Source organism: Brevibacterium limosum (assembly GCF_011617705.1).
In the GTDB taxonomy this organism is placed as follows: domain Bacteria; phylum Actinomycetota; class Actinomycetes; order Actinomycetales; family Brevibacteriaceae; genus Brevibacterium; species Brevibacterium limosum.
On the sequence record NZ_CP050154.1, the window covers coordinates 1,860,886 to 1,877,356 of the forward strand.

Annotated in this window: 15 protein-coding genes and 4 tRNA genes; 14 read left to right on the forward strand and 5 right to left on the reverse strand. The window is 64.8% G+C overall.

Annotated elements, in window-relative coordinates:
- Nucleotides 1-71: 71 nt before the first annotated feature.
- On the reverse strand, nucleotides 72-836 hold the full coding sequence (locus GUY37_RS08245) for an endonuclease/exonuclease/phosphatase family protein (RefSeq protein ID WP_166824368.1): 765 nt from the start codon (nucleotides 834-836) through the stop codon (nucleotides 72-74).
- A 163-nt stretch (nucleotides 837-999) separates the two neighbouring features.
- Here GUY37_RS08245 and lepA point away from each other — a divergent pair, with 163 nt between their 5' ends.
- Together lepA and hemW are read left to right on the forward strand one after the other, a co-directional pair.
- Complete coding sequence (lepA, locus tag GUY37_RS08250) at nucleotides 1,000-2,868, forward strand: translation elongation factor 4 (RefSeq protein ID WP_228278436.1); 1,869 nt, start codon at nucleotides 1,000-1,002, stop codon at nucleotides 2,866-2,868.
- On the forward strand, nucleotides 2,869-4,098 hold the full coding sequence (gene hemW, locus GUY37_RS08255) for a radical SAM family heme chaperone HemW (RefSeq protein ID WP_166824371.1): 1,230 nt from the start codon (nucleotides 2,869-2,871) through the stop codon (nucleotides 4,096-4,098).
- Between the two features lie 86 nt (nucleotides 4,099-4,184).
- Here the strand turns inward: hemW and GUY37_RS08260 are convergent, their stop codons facing one another.
- The 3 genes from GUY37_RS08260 to GUY37_RS08270 all read right to left on the reverse strand — a co-directional run bounded on the left by GUY37_RS08260 (nucleotide 4,185) and on the right by GUY37_RS08270 (nucleotide 6,639).
- Nucleotides 4,185-4,928 (reverse strand): DUF4870 domain-containing protein, encoded by a 744-nt coding sequence (locus tag GUY37_RS08260; protein WP_166824374.1) that lies wholly within the window; start codon nucleotides 4,926-4,928, stop codon nucleotides 4,185-4,187.
- Nucleotides 4,929-4,994: 66 nt separating this feature from the next.
- Nucleotides 4,995-5,354: a DUF4870 domain-containing protein gene (locus GUY37_RS19175; RefSeq protein WP_228278437.1), complete on the reverse strand. Its 360-nt coding sequence runs from the start codon at nucleotides 5,352-5,354 to the stop codon at nucleotides 4,995-4,997.
- A gap of 421 nt (nucleotides 5,355-5,775) precedes the next feature.
- Nucleotides 5,776-6,639 carry a DUF3097 family protein gene (locus GUY37_RS08270; RefSeq protein ID WP_166824376.1) on the reverse strand — a complete coding sequence of 288 codons (864 nt, stop codon included), beginning with the start codon at nucleotides 6,637-6,639 and terminating at the stop codon, nucleotides 5,776-5,778.
- A gap of 161 nt (nucleotides 6,640-6,800) precedes the next feature.
- On the opposite strand from GUY37_RS08270, the gene hrcA reads away from it, so the two are divergent.
- The 8 genes from hrcA to zapE all read left to right on the forward strand — a co-directional run bounded on the left by hrcA (nucleotide 6,801) and on the right by zapE (nucleotide 14,830).
- Nucleotides 6,801-7,841, forward strand: coding sequence for a heat-inducible transcriptional repressor HrcA (gene hrcA, locus GUY37_RS08275; protein WP_152346294.1), 1,041 nt, complete (start codon nucleotides 6,801-6,803; stop codon nucleotides 7,839-7,841).
- Nucleotides 7,842-7,969: 128 nt separating this feature from the next.
- Entirely contained in the window at nucleotides 7,970-9,085 is a 1,116-nt protein-coding gene (dnaJ, locus tag GUY37_RS08280; RefSeq protein ID WP_166824379.1) for a molecular chaperone DnaJ, read from the forward strand.
- Complete coding sequence (locus GUY37_RS08285) at nucleotides 9,082-9,852, forward strand: 16S rRNA (uracil(1498)-N(3))-methyltransferase (RefSeq protein ID WP_166824382.1); 771 nt, start codon at nucleotides 9,082-9,084, stop codon at nucleotides 9,850-9,852. Before dnaJ ends, GUY37_RS08285 begins: the two co-directional genes overlap by 4 nt.
- A 100-nt stretch (nucleotides 9,853-9,952) precedes the next feature.
- Nucleotides 9,953-10,984, forward strand: coding sequence for a PhoH family protein (locus tag GUY37_RS08290; RefSeq protein WP_166824384.1), 1,032 nt, complete (start codon nucleotides 9,953-9,955; stop codon nucleotides 10,982-10,984).
- Nucleotides 10,981-11,469, forward strand: a complete 489-nt coding sequence (ybeY, locus tag GUY37_RS08295) for an rRNA maturation RNase YbeY (RefSeq protein ID WP_166824387.1) — start codon at nucleotides 10,981-10,983, stop codon at nucleotides 11,467-11,469. The genes GUY37_RS08290 and ybeY overlap by 4 nt, the downstream gene beginning before the upstream one ends.
- A 2-nt stretch (nucleotides 11,470-11,471) precedes the next feature.
- Nucleotides 11,472-12,785, forward strand: a complete 1,314-nt coding sequence (locus GUY37_RS08300) for a hemolysin family protein (RefSeq protein WP_166824390.1) — start codon at nucleotides 11,472-11,474, stop codon at nucleotides 12,783-12,785.
- 1 nt (nucleotide 12,786) lies between these two features.
- Nucleotides 12,787-13,725, forward strand: a complete 939-nt coding sequence (gene era / locus GUY37_RS08305; protein ID WP_166824393.1) for a GTPase Era — start codon at nucleotides 12,787-12,789, stop codon at nucleotides 13,723-13,725.
- A gap of 97 nt (nucleotides 13,726-13,822) precedes the next feature.
- A complete protein-coding gene (gene zapE, locus GUY37_RS08310) occupies nucleotides 13,823-14,830 on the forward strand; it encodes a cell division protein ZapE (protein ID WP_166824396.1) in 1,008 nt (335 codons plus the stop codon).
- A 137-nt stretch (nucleotides 14,831-14,967) separates the two neighbouring features.
- Here the strand turns inward: zapE and GUY37_RS08315 are convergent, their stop codons facing one another.
- Nucleotides 14,968-15,444 (reverse strand): TIGR02611 family protein, encoded by a 477-nt coding sequence (locus tag GUY37_RS08315; RefSeq protein WP_228278438.1) that lies wholly within the window; start codon nucleotides 15,442-15,444, stop codon nucleotides 14,968-14,970.
- Between the two features lie 136 nt (nucleotides 15,445-15,580).
- On the opposite strand from GUY37_RS08315, the gene GUY37_RS08320 reads away from it, so the two are divergent.
- The 4 genes from GUY37_RS08320 to GUY37_RS08335 all read left to right on the forward strand — a co-directional run bounded on the left by GUY37_RS08320 (nucleotide 15,581) and on the right by GUY37_RS08335 (nucleotide 15,961).
- A tRNA-Gly gene (locus tag GUY37_RS08320) sits at nucleotides 15,581-15,653 on the forward strand.
- 26 nt (nucleotides 15,654-15,679) lie between these two features.
- Nucleotides 15,680-15,750: transfer RNA gene (locus GUY37_RS08325), tRNA-Cys, on the forward strand.
- Nucleotides 15,751-15,780: 30 nt separating this feature from the next.
- Nucleotides 15,781-15,852 (forward strand) — tRNA-Val (locus tag GUY37_RS08330).
- Between the two features lie 37 nt (nucleotides 15,853-15,889).
- A tRNA-Val gene (locus tag GUY37_RS08335) sits at nucleotides 15,890-15,961 on the forward strand.
- The last annotated feature ends 510 nt before the right edge of the window (nucleotides 15,962-16,471 follow it).

Consider the following 16,471-nt stretch of genomic DNA (forward strand, 5'->3'; position numbering starts at 1 on the left):
CGGACCTGAAGAACAGCGAACCCGAAGAACAGCGAACCGGTCGGGCAGGGGGATGCAGCGCGCCGACACGGTCATGTGAAGTCGAGAACCGCCTCGACGGGGAAGTGGTCGGAGGGATACTTCCCGTCGTCGTCGAACGTGTCGATGCGAGTGGACACCGTCCGCAGGCCCGGGGTGGTGAGGATCCAGTCGATGCGCGGTTCACCGACTTTCGGACCCTTGTAGCGGTGGAAGGTGCCGATGTCCTCACCGGGCATCTCGGCGGCGGTGTCGGTGAGCCCGAGCTCGGTGCAGAAGAAGTCGTAGACCGGGGAGCCGGTGGCGACGTTGAAGTCACCGGTGACCACGCAGGGGTGGGCCGCCTCGGCGATGGTGTCGGCCATGAGCCGACCGGATTCGAGTCGGGCGCGCTCGGACTTGTGATCGAGGTGGGTGTTGAGCACCCGCAGCCGCCGGTCGGAGCCGATATCGCGGACGTCGACCGTCGTCAGGGTGCGCGCATGGGAGACTCCCCACGATTCCGAAGCCACGGTGTCGGGCTGTTCCGAGAGCCAGCTGATGTCCACGGCTTCGACGTCGAAGCGCTTCGAATCGAGGATCACGGCGGTGAACTCACCGGAATTGCCGCCGGAATGCCCCTCTCCGAGCCAGATGTACTCCTCGGGCAGGAGGCTGATGAGCGTCTCGAGCTGGTCGAGTTCGCCCTCCTGGGTGCCGATGATGTGGGGGTGGGCGCGCCGGATGAGCTCGGCGGCGATCGGCAGCCGCTCGGCCACCGGATGACCGTCCATGGCGGGATAGCGGAGGTTGAAGCTCATGACCCGGAAATCGCTCATGACACCATCTTCCCCGATCTGTGCCGACCGGCAGAGGTCCGAACGGAGAAAGTCAGGGATGATCATGATGCGCACGCCGCGGATTCCAAGTCCGTGCGCAAGTCATGAAAGAATGGGAGATCGGGTCTGTCTGGGGACCTGGTCTGTCAAAGGAAGGGCGTTCATGTCACCTCAGGTGAATAAGGAAGCTGCACAGCGGATCTCACCGTCTGCCACCTCACCCGAGCTGATTCGCAATTTCTGCATCATCGCTCATATCGACCACGGCAAGTCGACCCTGGCCGACCGCATGCTCCAGATGACCGGTGTCGTCGAGAACCGCGATATGCGTGCCCAGTACCTCGACCGGATGGACATCGAACGCGAACGCGGAATCACCATCAAATCACAGGCCGTGCGCATGCCGTGGGAACACGAGGACACCCCGTACGCGCTCAACATGATCGACACTCCCGGCCACGTCGACTTCAGCTACGAGGTCTCGCGTTCCCTGGCCGCCTGTGAAGGTGCGCTGCTGCTCGTCGATTCGGCTCAGGGCATCGAGGCCCAGACGCTGGCGAACCTGTACCTGGCCATGGAGAACGATCTGACGATCATCCCCGTGCTCAACAAGATCGACCTGCCCGCCGCACAGCCGGAGAAGTACGCGGAAGAACTCGCCAACCTCATCGGCTGCGAACCCGAGGACTGCCTGCTCGTGTCGGGCAAGACCGGCGAAGGCGTCGAAGAGGTCCTCGACCGCATCATCACCGATATCCCCGCCCCCGTCGGCGACGCCGACGCACCGGCACGCGCGATGATCTTCGACTCCGTCTACGACACCTACCGCGGTGTGGTCACCTATGTCCGCGTCATCGACGGTTCGCTGGCCCCGCGCGAGAAGATCGAGATGATGTCGACCGGCACCACCCATGAGCTGCAGGAGATCGGTGCCTCCATGCCCGAGCCCAAGGCGACGAAGGGCCTGGGCGTCGGCGAGGTCGGCTACCTCATCACAGGGGTCAAAGACGTGCGACTGTCGAAGGTCGGTGACACCGTCACCGCCGCGGCCACCCCGGCCGATCAGCCTCTCGACGGCTATCGCGAACCCAAGCCGATGGTGTTCTCCGGACTCTTCCCGATCGACGGCTCCGACTATCCAGTGCTGCGAGACGCCCTCGACAAACTCAAACTCAATGATGCCTCCCTGGCCTACGAACCCGAGACCTCGACGGCTCTGGGCTTCGGATTCCGCTGCGGATTCCTCGGTCTGCTCCACCTCGAAGTGCTGCGTGACCGCCTGGAACGCGAGTTCGACCTCGATCTCATCTCCACCGCACCGTCGGTGATCTACGACGTGACCATGGAAGACGGCTCGGAGGCCGTGGTGACGAACCCGAGCGAATACCCCACCGGCAAGATCAGGGAAGTCCGCGAACCGATGGTTCAGGCCACCATCCTCACCCCCAGCGATTACATCGGTGCGGTGATGGAACTGTGCCAGGACCGCCGCGGCAAACTTCAGGGCATGGACTACCTGTCCTCGGACCGGGTGGAGATCCGCTACCGGCTGCCTTTGGCAGAGATCGTCTTCGACTTCTTCGACCAGCTGAAGTCCCGGACCAAGGGCTACGCCTCTCTCGACTACTCCGACGACGGTCAGGATGCCTCCGACCTCGTCAAGGTCGACATCCTGCTGCACGGCGACCAGGTCGACGCGTTCTCCGCGATCGTCCACCGTGACAAGGCGTACTCCTACGGGGTGGCGATGGCCGGGAAGCTGCGCAAGCTCATCCCGCGCCAGCAGTTCGAGGTGCCCATCCAGGCGGCCATCGGATCCCGGATCATCGCCCGTGAGACCATCCGCGCCATCCGCAAGGACGTGCTGTCGAAGTGCTACGGCGGCGACATCAGCCGTAAGCGCAAGCTGCTCGAGAAGCAGAAGGAAGGCAAGAAGCGGATGAAGATGGTCGGCACGGTCGAAGTGCCGCAGGAGGCATTCATCGCGGCCCTGTCCTCGGACGAGCCGGAGACGAAGGACAGCAAGAAGTAAGTGCCCGCACAACCGACCGGCGAGGTCCCTCCGCGCGACGGTTCCCTGCCGCCATCGGCAGGAATCGGCGCCGCCGAGCGGGGACTGAGCCTCTACGTCCACGTCCCGTACTGCCGGGTCCGCTGCGGCTACTGCGACTTCAACACCTATACCGCCGAGGACCTCGGACCGGGCGCCTCCCGGGAGGACTACCGCAGCAATCTCGCCCGTGAGCTCGACCTGTCCGTGTCCACCCTCGCCGAGGTGGGGGCAGGCGATCGTGAGGTTTCGACGATCTTCTTCGGCGGAGGCACCCCGACGCTGCTCGCAGCCGACGTGCTCGCCGGGGTGATGGACGATATCCGTTCTCGCTTCCGCCTGGCGGAGAACGTCGAAGTCACCACCGAAGCCAACCCCGACACCTTGGATCCCGCGTACATCGCGACGCTGGCCGGAGCCGGTTTCAACCGCGTCTCCATGGGCATGCAGTCGGCTGTGCCGCATGTGCTCGCGACTTTGGATCGCACGCACGATCCGAAGAAGATCCCCGAGGTGGCTCGCTGGGTCAAGGAAGCCGGCCTCGAACTCAGCCTGGACCTCATCTTCGGCACCCCGGGGGAGTCGATCGACGATTGGCGCAGATCCCTCGACGTCGCGCTGGGAAACGACGTCGACCACATTTCGGCCTATTCCCTCATCGTCGAACCGGGCACGAAGATGGGCTCGCTGGTGCGCCGCGGGCAGCTGCCCATGCCCGATGAGGACGATCTGGCCGACAAATACGAGATCGCCGACGCCGCGATCTCCGCTGCCGGTCTGCACTGGTACGAAGTGAGCAACTGGTCGACCGGTTCCGATACGCGCTGTGAGCACAATCTGGCCTATTGGCGCAATGCCGACTGGTGGGGCTTCGGCCCCGGCGCTCACTCACACGTCGGGGGAGTCCGGTTCTGGAATGCCAAACACCCACGTGCCTGGGCCGACCGGCTGTTAGCGGGGGAGTCCCCGTCGATCGGCCGTGAGGTCCTCGACGACCAGACCCGGGAGATCGAACGGATCATGCTCGCCGCCCGAATCGACCGGGAGCTGCGTCTGGATTCCCTGGCACCAGGCAGCGAGCAGGCGATCAGAACATTCGTCAGACAGGGACTGCTCGACGCCGATGGCGTGGAGGCCGGCTGGTTCCAGCCGACTCTGCAGGGACGTCTGCTGGCCGACCACATGGTCCGCGTCCTCACCGAATACGTGTGAATGAGTTTCGCCCCGCCACCCGGACCGGGCGGTGGGGCGAACTGCTCAGCGACTCTGCTGGGGTGAGACCCTCGCGGAGCGACAGATCACTTGATCCAGTTCGGAGTCATCGGGATCCGGTAGCCCTCACCTCGGTTGGCTGCCAGTCCGGCGATGATCTCGATGACGATCATGTAGATCGAGAGCACCGGCAGGAGCAGCAGGATAAGCAGTCCGATGCCGACGATGGAGAGAACCCCTCCGATCAGCCCGATGCCGAACCCGGCGATGACACCGATGATCAGCAGGTTGAGTGACTGCGCACCATGATGGCGGAGGAACGGCGACTTGTCCTTGTTGATGATGAAGAGGATGAGAGTGACGATCCAGCCGAGTCCGATGACGTAGGTGGCCGCGTGGGCGAGGTGCGACCACAGGGCCGTCGTCCGTTCGGTCTGGTCGGCTTTCCAGAACCCGACAGAGCTCGGACCATAGGCCGCATCAGGCAGTTCGGAGCCCATGGGCACACCGGCCGCAGGTGAGTGCGCGGAGGACGCTCCCTGGAATCCGTACCCGGCCTGAGGCTGACCCTGCGGAGCGTCGTAGGGCTGCTGAGGCCCGTAACCGGGCTGACTGCCATAAGCCTGCTGCGAGCCGTACCCCGGATGGCCCTGCTGAGGGTTCTGCGGCTGAGAACCGTACGCCGGGTTCGGCGGCTGGGAGCCGTACTGAGGTCGGCTTCCCTGTTGAGGCTGCTGAGTGTGCGGCTGCTGCGGGCCCGACTGCGGCGAATAGTTCGGCGGCATCGGCTGCGACTGTCCGTTGTTCGGCTGCTGCGGGTTGTCCGACATGAGAGTCCCTTCAGAGTTTGCGATCACCCCACACTAGTCCAGAGAGTGCGGGGTGACGGGGAATGGTCACTTCACGAAGTTGATGGTGAGCGGGAACTTGTAACCCTCGCCCTTGTTCGCTGCGACGGCCGCGATGATGTAGAGGACGACGTAGAAGAGCGGGACGATGAGCGCTGCATACACGAGGAGGATGCCGATACCGAATGTCACAAGTGCCAGCATGAAACCGAGGATGCCGAAGACGAAGAGGGCCCCGAAAGTGACGATCGTGTTCGTGATCAGCGCGTTGAGGCCCTGACGGGAGTGCTCCCGGACGAAGGGCGATTCGTCCTTCTTCACGAGGAACATGATGAGCGGCATGAAGCCGAAGATGATCGCGCCGAGGTGGGTCCACAGTGCCGTGGTCCGGTCGGGTTCGTGAGCCATCCAGAACTGTTCGGAACCAGGGCCGTAGGCCTGCTCGGGCAGAGAGCGGAGTCGAACATCGCCGGATTGTGCATCTGCGGCATTCCGTACCCGGGCTGAGCGCCGTAACCCGGCTGACCGCCGTAACCCGGTTGAGCGCCGTAGCCGGGTTGCGAGCCGTAGCCGGACTGGCCGCCGTAGCTCTGCGGCTGAGAGTACTGCTGGTTCTGCGGAGCGTAGGGCTGTTGTGGTCCGGAGGCCTGAGAGTAGTTCGGGGGCATCGGACGGCTGCCGGGCTGTTCGGGGGTGAACGACATGGGGATCCTTTCGACGGACGCTTGCCATTCACCCTAGCGGAGCGACTCACACCGAGGATGTCGGGAAAGCCTCACTCCTGTGACAGTTTCGGCACACGGCGACCGCGTCGGGCCACCGGAGACGCTCAGCCGACGGTGACGAAATCGATGAGCTCCTCGACCCGCCCCGACAGCGTCGGTTCGACATCGGCGATGGTGCTGACCTTCCCGAGGATGCGCACCCACCCGCGAGCGACATCCCGATGGTCGGCATGCGGCCACCCGATGCGACGCAGGATTCCCGTCTTCCAGTCCTCGCCCCGGGGGACGACCGGCCATTCGCGGATTCCGACGACATGGGGCTTCACCGCCTGCCAGATATCGACGTAGGGGTGACCGATGATGTGGACGACGTCGCGATAGCGCGGATCGGCGCGGACCGCCTCGGCGATCTTCGATTCCTTCGTCCCACTCACCAGGTGGTCGGCGAGGACACCCACCCGGTGGTCCTGGTCCGGACCGAAGGCCTCCAGCTTGTCGGCGACATCGTCGAGACCGCCCAGAGGTTCGACGACGACGCCCTCGATGCGCAGATCATCGCCCCAGATCTTCTCGACGAGTTCGGCATCGTGCTTGCCTTCGACCCAGATCCGCGATCCGCGTGCCACCCGTGCCTTGGCACCGGCCACGGCGCGAGAGCCCGAAGCGGTCCGTCCGGGCTCTCGCGCCCGCTTCTTCGGCAGCTGCACATCGACCGGCTGACCTTCGAGGAGGAACCCCGGCCCCAGCGGGAAGGCGCGCACCTTTCCGACGCGGTCCTCAAGCTTGACGACGACCCCGGCCGTGGTCTTCTCCGCACCGACGACAGCGCCGACATAGCCGCTCACGGCATCCTCGAGGACCATGCCCAGGCCGAGCTCGACCTGGCGGGACTTCTTCGGCCGGTGTGACGAGGGTGAGGAACCGGAGAGCACATCGGGGCCATAGCGATCAAAAGCATTCACGGGCAACCACCCTAGTCAAGGACGGTCCCGCATGGGCGCAGACCCGCAGGCCACCCCAGAAATGAATTCCTGGAACGAGAGGCGTAGAATTGGCACTCAGGCCCAAGGAGTGCCAAGCGCAGGCGCGGAACCGCGATCGGCCCGGCGAGACGGAGAGGAGACCCGCGATGAACGACAGCAGACGAGCACAGGTGCTGCGCGCCATCGTCGAGGACTTCGTCGCCACCAACGAACCCGTGGGATCGAAGGCGATCGTGCAGCGCCACACCCTCGGCGTCTCTCCGGCCACGATCCGCAACGATATGGCCCAGCTCGAACTGGAGGGCTATATCGCCCAGCCCCACACCTCGGCCGGCCGGATCCCGACCGACCTGGGGTACCGGATGTTCGTCGATCGCATCGACGAGTTCAAACCGCTGACCACCGCAGAACGCCGCGCGATCCTCCAGCTCATCGACGGTGACGTCGAACTCGACGAGATGCTCGACCGCACCGTCCGCGTCCTCTCCGGCCTCACCCGCCAGGTGGCCCTCATCCAGTACCCGACGGTGTCACGGGCCCGCATCAAACACATCGAGATCGTCGGTCTCGGTCCCGGCCGGATCCTCGTCGTCCTCATCACCGATGCCGGACAGGTCGAACAGAAGACCGTGATCACCCCGACCCCGGTCGACGAAGACGCCGTGCGCGGGCTGCGCGATCAGATCAACGCCGAGTTCGCCGGGCGCACACTCGCCCAGATCTTCGGATCGACCTCCGCCGCCGAGGCGGCCGCCCCCGAACCGAGTGAGGCGGCTGCTCGTGACGACTCCGGACTCAAGCAGGTCCGCGCCGCCGTCGTCGACCTCGTGGCCGCGACCCGTGAAGAGCGCATCATCATGGCCGGCACTGCGAATCTCGCCCGCTCCGGGAGCGAATTCGGAGAGAAGATGGCCCCGATCCTCGAAGCCTTCGAGGAGCAGGTGGTCCTGCTCAGGCTGCTCACCTCGATGGCCGAAGACCACGAGGAGATCAGCGTGCGCATCGGGCGTGAGAATACTCACGAATCGTTCAGCTCGACTTCCGTCGTCGCCGCCGAATATGGTCATGACGCGGGTTCCTCGGCCAGACTGGCAGTGCTCGGCCCGACCCGAATGGACTATCCGACGACGATCTCGGCAGTCCGTGCCGTCGCGAAATACGTGTCCTCGATCCTGGATCGAGGGTAGGGCCCGAAGTGACGACGACCAGAGGCGCCCGGAGCCGGGCAGCACAACATCGGTGAGGACCGCGCAGCAGCGCAGCCGCCACCACCACGAACAGAGAACACCACTACGTCAGGGAGAGAGAAGTTTCTGTGGCCGATCACTATGAAACACTCGGAGTGTCCAAAGATGCTTCCGCGGCTGAGATCAAGGCGTCGTACCGGAAGCTGGCACGCAAGTACCACCCGGACGTCAATCCAGGTCACGAAGACGAATTCAAAGCCATCTCACTGGCTTACGATGTGCTCTCCGATCCGGACAAGCGCCGCAACTACGATATGGGCGGCGGCGAGAACGGCCAGGGCTTCCCCGCCGGCGGCGGATTCGGCGGATTCGGCGACATCTTCGAAACCTTCTTCGGCGGTGGCGGCGGCCAGGCCGGGGGCCCGATCCCGCGCACACAGCGTGGCAAGGACGCCCTCGTCGGCGTCAACATCGACCTGAAGACCGCAGCCTTCGGCGGCACCGTCGACCTCGATGTGACCACCGCGGTCGTCTGCGACACCTGTTCCGGTGCCGGCACTCAGGAGGGCACCAAGATCGAGACCTGCTCACTGTGCCACGGTGCCGGCAGCGTCCAGCGCATGACCCGGACCCTGCTGGGACAGATGGTCACGAACCAGACCTGCAACTCCTGCCACGGCTTCGGCACCGTCATCCCGAACCCCTGCCTCAACTGCCAGGGCGACGGACGTGTGCGCAAGCAGCGGACCATGAAGATCCGCATCCCCGCCGGCGTCTCCGACGGCACCCGCATCCAGCTGTCCAGCCAGGGCGAGGTCGGCCCCGGCGGCGGACCCGCCGGTGACCTCTTCGTCGAGGTCATGGTCACCCGCCACGAGGTCTTCCAGCGCGACGGCGACAACCTCCGCGCCGCCGTCTCGGTGCCGATGACCGCCGCGACTCTGGGCGCGACCATCCCGTTCGAGACCTTCGACGGCACCCAGGACCTCAACATCGCCTCCGGCACCCAGTCCGGCACCGTCGTCAAACTCTCCGGACTCGGTGCCGCCCGTCTGCGTTCGGAGACCCGCGGGGACCTGCTCATCACCATCGATGTCCTCACCCCGGACAAACTCGACGACGACCAGCGGGAACTGCTCGAGAAGCTCGCCCAGCTGCGCGGAGAGGAGACACCGCGCGCCCAGATATCGACCGAGAACCGGGGAATGTTCTCCCGCATGCGTGAGAGGTTCGCCGGTCGGTGAGTCGTCCCGTCTTCCGCTCCGCCACGGCCGCCGAGGCTGCCGTCGGTTCCGCACTCACCCTCGGTGAGGACGTGGCCGGGCACGCGGTGCGGGTGCGTCGGATCGGTCCCGGCGAGGAGATCGACATCGTCGACGGCGCAGGCACACGGGCCCGCGGAACCGTCACGGCCGCCTCGCCGAATGAGGTGACGATCGACGTCACCGCGGTGACGAACGAGGACAGCACGGGTCCGCGCCTCGTCCTCGTCCAGGCACTGGCGAAGGGCGACCGGGACCTGCAGGCCATCGAGACGGCCACGGAGATCGGCGTCGACGAGGTCATTCCCTGGGCCGCCGAACGCTCGATCGCGGACTGGCCGGCCAAGAAGCGGGAGAGGATGGCCGCAAAATGGGAGAACCTCTTGGCTGCGGCCTCCCTCCAGGCCAGACGTTCACGGTTCCCGGTCCTCCACGATCTCGTCCGCGGATCCTCCCTGGCCCAGACCGTCGGCGACACCGATGCCGTCTTCGTCCTCCACGAGACCGCGCAGCGCAGACTCTCCGACGCCCTGGCCGACCTGGCCGACCTGGCCGCAGGTGACCCCGCCCAGCTGCCGGCACGCATCGTCTTCGTCGTCGGACCCGAAGGCGGCATCAGCGACGGAGAACTCGACGCCCTGACCGGTCGCGGAGCGCTGCCGGTGTGCCTCGGTCCGACGATCCTGCGCTCATCATCGGCGGGATCGGCGGGTCTGGTCCTGGCCCAGAATTCATTGGGCCGTTGGTGAGGCGTCGGACTAGGATGGAAGCACATTCAGGCGCCGCCGGTGACGGTGCGCTCACTCGCAAAGGAACATTCTGGACATCACCCCACCCAATTCGAACCCCATGAACCCCACCGACCCGGACACCGCACACAACGACGGTGCCGTTGAGAATGACACCGCGACGGACACACGCGGCTCCGCACGCGACACCGTGCGCCTCGTCATCCCCGACTCCATCGACCTCGTCGCCTTCTTCGGCCCCGGAGAGTCGAACCTGCGCGCTCTGGAGAAGACCTTCGACGACCTCGACATCCACGTCAGGGCCAACCAGGTCCAGGTCACCGGCGACCCGAAACGCGTCGAAGCTTTCGTCAGCGTCATCGGGGAACTCAAGAAGCTCTACACCGCCGGCCATCGCATCAACGAAGAGACGATCGACCGGGTCGCGACATTCTCCTCCGAAGGCGCGGCCGCCTCGACGGTGCTGGGCACGAACATCCTCTCCACCAGGGGCAAGTCGATCCGTCCGAAGACGATGGGCCAGCACGACTACGTCAAGGCCATCCGCAATCACACGATCACCTTCGGCATCGGCCCGGCCGGAACCGGCAAGACCTACCTGGCGATGGCCATGGCCGTCAACGCCCTCCAGCACAAAGAGGTCTCGCGGATCATCCTCACCCGGCCCGCCGTCGAAGCCGGGGAATCGCTGGGCTACCTGCCGGGCACTCTCAACGACAAGATCGACCCGTACGTGCGTCCGCTCTACGACGCCCTGCACGACATGGTCGATCCCGAGTCGATCCCGCTGCTCATCGAGACCGGCACGATCGAGGTCGCTCCCTTGGCGTACATGCGCGGTCGGACCCTCAACGACGCCTTCATCATCCTCGACGAAGCCCAGAACACGACGGCCGAGCAGATGAAGATGTTCCTCACCCGCCTCGGATTCGGATCACGCATGGTCGTGACCGGCGACATCTCCCAGATCGATCTGCCGGGCAAGACCCGCAGCGGGCTCAAGGTCGTCCGCGACATCCTCGACGGGATCGAGGACCTGCAGTTCTGCGAACTGGGCAGCAAGGACGTCGTCCGGCATTCGCTGGTGACGAAGATCGTCGATGCCTACGACCTGTGGGGGAATGCCGAATGAACACCGAGATCCTCAACGAGACCGACGCCGAGGTGGACCTCGACGAAGTCGTGGCCCTGAGCGAATACTTAGGCGTTGCTCTGCACATGCACCCCGGTGCGGAGCTGGCCGTGACCATGGTCGACTCGGCGGCCATGTCCGAACTCCACGTCACCTGGATGGACCTCGAGGGCCCGACCGATGTCATGTCCTTTCCCATGGATCAGCTCCACCGTGGCGAACCGGACGATCCGACCGAAGGCCAGATGGGCGATGTCATCATCTGCCCCGAGGTGGCCGAAGCCCAGGCTCGAGCGGCCGGCCATTCGACGATGGATGAGATCCTGCTGCTGACCGTCCACGGATTCCTCCACCTGCTCGGCTACGACCACGGTGAGCCCGAAGAGCGGGAAGAGATGTTCGCCCTGCAGCGGCATCTGCTGCTGACCTTCTTCGCGGCCCGCTATGACGGTCGCACCGACATCCCCACCCCCACCGAGGTCTGACCGTGTTCGCGTACTTCCTCGGTGCGGCCCTGTGCCTGATCATCGCCGCCACTCTCTCGGCCGTGGATGCGGCCCTGCTCAACGTCTCCCACCACGCGGTCGAAGAGGCCAAGGAGGAAGGCAGACGGGCGGCAGTGCGCGTGGAGAAGATCCTCGCGGACCTGCCGACGAACATCAACGTCATCATCTTCGTCCGCAACTTCCTCGAAGCACTCGCCACGGTGTTCATCGCCCTGGCCTATGACTCCTACTACTCCGTGGGCCCGCTCATGGTGTTCCTCACGGTGCTCACCGCCTCGGTGGCGGTCTTCATCATCGCCGGAGTCTCTCCGCGCACGATCGGCAAACGCCGGTCCCTGGCCGTGAGCCTCAACCTCAGCTGGGTCGTGCGCATCGTCCTCGTCGCGCTCAAACCGCTGACCCGCATCCTCGTCGTGCTCGGCAATCTGCTCACCCCGGACCAGGTGTACAAGGACGGTCCGTTCGTGACCTCCGAACAGCTGCGCGACCTCGTGGAGCGTGCCAGCGAATCCGACATCATCGAAGACGGCGAACGCGAGATGATCCAGTCGGTGTTCAACCTCTCGGACACTTCGGCGAACGAGGTCATGGTTCCGCGCACCGACCTCATCACCGTCGACGCCGAGGTGAGCCTGCAGAAGACGATGAACCTGTTCTTCCGCTCCGGCTTCTCCCGCATCCCCGTCTGCGGCGAGGACCTCGATGACGTCCGCGGCGTCGCCTACCTCAAGGACGTCGCCCGCCGCCTCCACCTCCACCCCGAGGAAGCCGACCGACCTGTGGGCAACCTGGCCCGCACCGTTCTGTTCGTCCCGGAGACGAAACCGGCCGATGACCTGCTGCGGCAGATGCAGGTCGACTCCACCCATCTGGCGATCCTCATCGACGAATACGGCGGCACCGCCGGACTTGTGACCATCGAGGACATCGTCGAAGAGATCGTCGGTGAGATCGAAGACGAATACGACAACGGCGATGACGAACTCGTCGCCGCCGCAGACGGATCGTTCGTCATCAGCACCCGCATGTCGATCTCCGATTTCGCCGAGTACTTCGATGTGCGCATCGACGAAGACGATGTCAACAGCGTCGGCGGTCTGCTCTCGAAGCTCATCGACCGGGTGCCCATCGACGGATCGCGCGCTCATATCGCAGGGCTCGACATCGAAGCCATGGAGGGTCAGGGTCGCCGCCACCGGATCACCCATGTGCGGGTCACCCGCACCCACGACGACAGCAGAGACGACGTGCAGACCGCCGCAGCCGATGGTTCGGGGACGAAGGAAGAGGACTGAGATGGAATTTCGCACGGACTATCCCGAGGACTACCGGGCCGGCTTCGCCTGCTTCGTGGGACGGCCCAACACAGGCAAATCGACGCTGACGAATGCGCTGGTGGGGGAGAAGGTCGCGATCACCTCGGCCAAGCCTCAGACGACCCGGCACACGATCCGTGGAATCGTCCACAAGGACGACCACCAGCTCATCCTCATCGACACCCCCGGACTGCACAAACCGCGCACCCTGCTCGGTGCCCGGCTCAACGACCTCGTGGCCTCCACGCTGGGCGAGGTCGATGTCATCGGCTTCTGCCTGCCCGCCGACGAGCCGATCGGTCCGGGAGACCGCTATATCGCCTCCCAGCTGGCGCTGTTGGACGGGCGGACCCCGATCGTGGCGCTCGTGACGAAGGTCGACCGGGTGCCCAAGGACAAGATCGCCGAGGCGCTGCTGGCTGTCGGCGAACTCGCCGACTTCGCCGATGTCGTCCCCGTCTCCGCGGTCGAGGACTTCCAGGTCGAGACCGTCGATTCGGTGCTGGCGGCCCATCTGCCGAAGTCTCCTCCGCTCTATCCCGACGGGGATCTCACGGATGAGCCGGAGGAGAAGATGATCGCCGAGCTCGTCCGAGAAGCGGCACTCGAAGGGGTGCGTGACGAACTGCCGCACTCCCTGGCCGTGCAGGTCGAGGAGATGTACCCGCGTGAGGGTCGCAGCGAGGACAACCCGCTGTGGAACGTCCACGTCAACCTCTACGTCGAACGTCCCAGCCAGAAGGCCATCATCATCGGCAAGCGCGGCAGCCGACTCAAGGCCATCGGTTCGGAATCCCGTCAGGGCATCGAACGGCTCCTCGGCACGAAGGTCTACCTCGACCTGCACGTCAAGGTGGCCAAGGACTGGCAGCGCGATCCCAAGCAGCTCGGCCGCCTGGGCTTCGACTTCAACAACTGACCGTCTGCGTCGTGCGTCACTGACCGCTCTGTGACGGGCGCCACCTCGCTCGGGCCGAGTTGAACCGGGCGCTTCAGCCTGCCTTAGACTGGGCCGAGTGAATGCCGAGCAGACTCTGGTCGCACTGAGCGACCGTTCCCCACAGGTTGCCCCCGAAGAGCTCATCGCAGGTCTCGTCCCGCCGCCTCAGTTCGAGGACGTGTCCTTCGACAGCTATCGCACCGATCCGGCCGAGCCCTCGCAGGAAGAGGCACGGAACAAGCTGCGGGAATTCACCGAACGCTCGACGAGCAAGGGATTCTTCGGCAGACTCTTCTCGAAGGGCCGAACCGGTGCCAAGGGCGTCTACCTCGACGGCGGCTACGGCGTCGGCAAGACCCACCTGCTGGCCTCGGCCTGGCACGCGAATGAGAAGCCGGCCACCTTCGGCACCTTCGTCGAATACACGAATCTCGTCGGAGCCTTGGGCTTCGCCCGGGCCCGCGACGACCTGTCGAAGATGAAGCTCGTCTGCGTCGACGAGTTCGAACTCGACGATCCCGGCGACACCGTGCTCATGTCGCGGCTGATGCGGGAACTCACCGACGCGGGAGTGAAGATCATCGCCACATCGAACACTCTGCCCGGATCTCTGGGGGAGGGGCGCTTCGCCGCTCAGGATTTCCTGCGCGAGATTCAGGCGCTGGCCGAACAGTTCGAGGTCTACCGCATCGACGGCAAGGACTACCGTGCCCGTGAGCTCACCGCTCCGGCCGATCCGCTGTCTGAGTCCGAACTCGACGCGGCCGCGAGCCGGCTGGAGGGAGTCGTCGCCCGGGATGACTTCTCCGAGCTGCTGAGCCACCTGTCCACCGTCCACCCCTCACGCTACGGGCGGATGGTCGACGGCATCGATGCCGCTGTGTGGGAGAACGTGCGCACAATCGACAACGAGAGCGTGGCTCTGCGCTTCGTCGCTCTCGTCGACCGGCTCTACGACCGCAATGTCCACATCATCAATTCCGGAGCCGCCCTCGACGCTGTCTTCACCGAGGAGTCGCTGGCCGGCGGGTACAAGAAGAAGTACATGCGTTGCCTCTCGCGCCTCACCGCCCTGTCGTCCTGAGCAGGGTCGGTGTTCTGCAGAACCCCGCCGGCGAAGACAGGTGATCGCCGGCGCTCATCTGCCTCTGCCGGAGGAGACCGCCCGGACGACCGACGCCCGTCACAGCTGCGATCGAGGTGTGATGGGCGTCGGTCGTCTCAGCGCAGGCCGATCACATCGAAGATGCGCAGGTCCGGGACCCAATCGGGCAGACCCGTGAGCCTGAGAGCGAACCACACGATGACGGCCACGAACGCTGCCGTCACCGCACCGACGGTCCACCGCACCCACAGCCGCTGCGCCATGATCCAATGCGTCCAGCGTTCGACATTCACCCGGACGAAATGCAGAAGGCGCTGAGCCCAGCGGAACTCGCTGGAGATGATGAACAGACCGATGATGACGATGAGCCAGCCGGGGCCGGGCAGCGGAACGAGCACGAGGCCGATGAGCACGATGAGCGTGCCGAGACCGCCGACGATGCTGCGATAGATGCGCGCAGTGTGCGGATTGGCCAGCACCGTGCGACGCCAGCGGAGGAAACCCAGACGCAGCTTGCGCCACGGACGGGGGCCTTGTCGATGGTGGCGTGACAACCAGCCCTTGGGGCGGGTCTGCGGACTCTCTGGGTTCACCCAACCACTATAAGAGGGTGACCCTGAAAGCTTGATCGACGGTTGTGACCACGATCACCCGATTCTGATTTTGCGTATGCCTCCACCTGCGTATAGAGTTATATCTCGTTGCCAGGGAAACCGGGCAGCGAGAAATGCGGATGTGGCTCAGTTGGTAGAGCATCACCTTGCCAAGGTGAGGGTCGCGGGTTCGAGTCCCGTCATCCGCTCGGAGGCGTCATGGCACTGCCTTGGCGGTGGCGTGGCCGAGAGGCGAGGCAGCGGCCTGCAAAGCCGTATACACGGGTTCGAATCCCGTCGCCACCTCGGAAGGTCAGCAGAAATGCTGATCGACCAGCGCGATTGGCGCAGCGGTAGCGCGCTTCCTTCACACGGAAGAGGTCACTGGTTCGATCCCAGTATCGCGCACAGGGACCCTCGGGTTCCGGTGCAACAAATGAATAGAGCGCGATTGGCGCAGCGGTAGCGCGCTTCCCTGACACGGAAGAGGTCACTGGTTCGATCCCAGTATCGCGCACAGAAGAAGCCCCGAGTGATCCACTCGGGGCTTCGTGCATTCACGCTTGGGTACTCTCTCAGTACCTGCTTCTTCGCTGCAGCCCAGTTTCGGACGAATAGCCTGCGTGAGGCTGAGTAGGGGTCCCTGTTGTGGTCGTGTCTTCTCTGAACTCATCACGTTCTTCGGTGGGCAGTTCGGAAGAAGGTGCACCGATTCGCCGGATCGTACCGTTGCCACGACGCCGCTGGGACCATGCCAGGGTCGAAATGCGGCGGTTCGGCCCGCCGACGCGAACGGATGTGACTCAAGTGGGCTCCGGGGCCGGCGAAAGTATGTCGTGGTGCGTGGGCCAAGGCCCCAGGCAATCGCACCGGTGTCCCATGTACACAGACGTGCCGAAGAAGTGTGTCAGGACTGTGTCCGGTAGGTGTGCAGGGACACTGTCCGAGAAGAGTGTCAGGACCGTGGCCGGTCGGTGTGCTGGGGCACTGTCAGTGCCTGCTCTTTCGCCGCAGCCCAGTTTTGGAC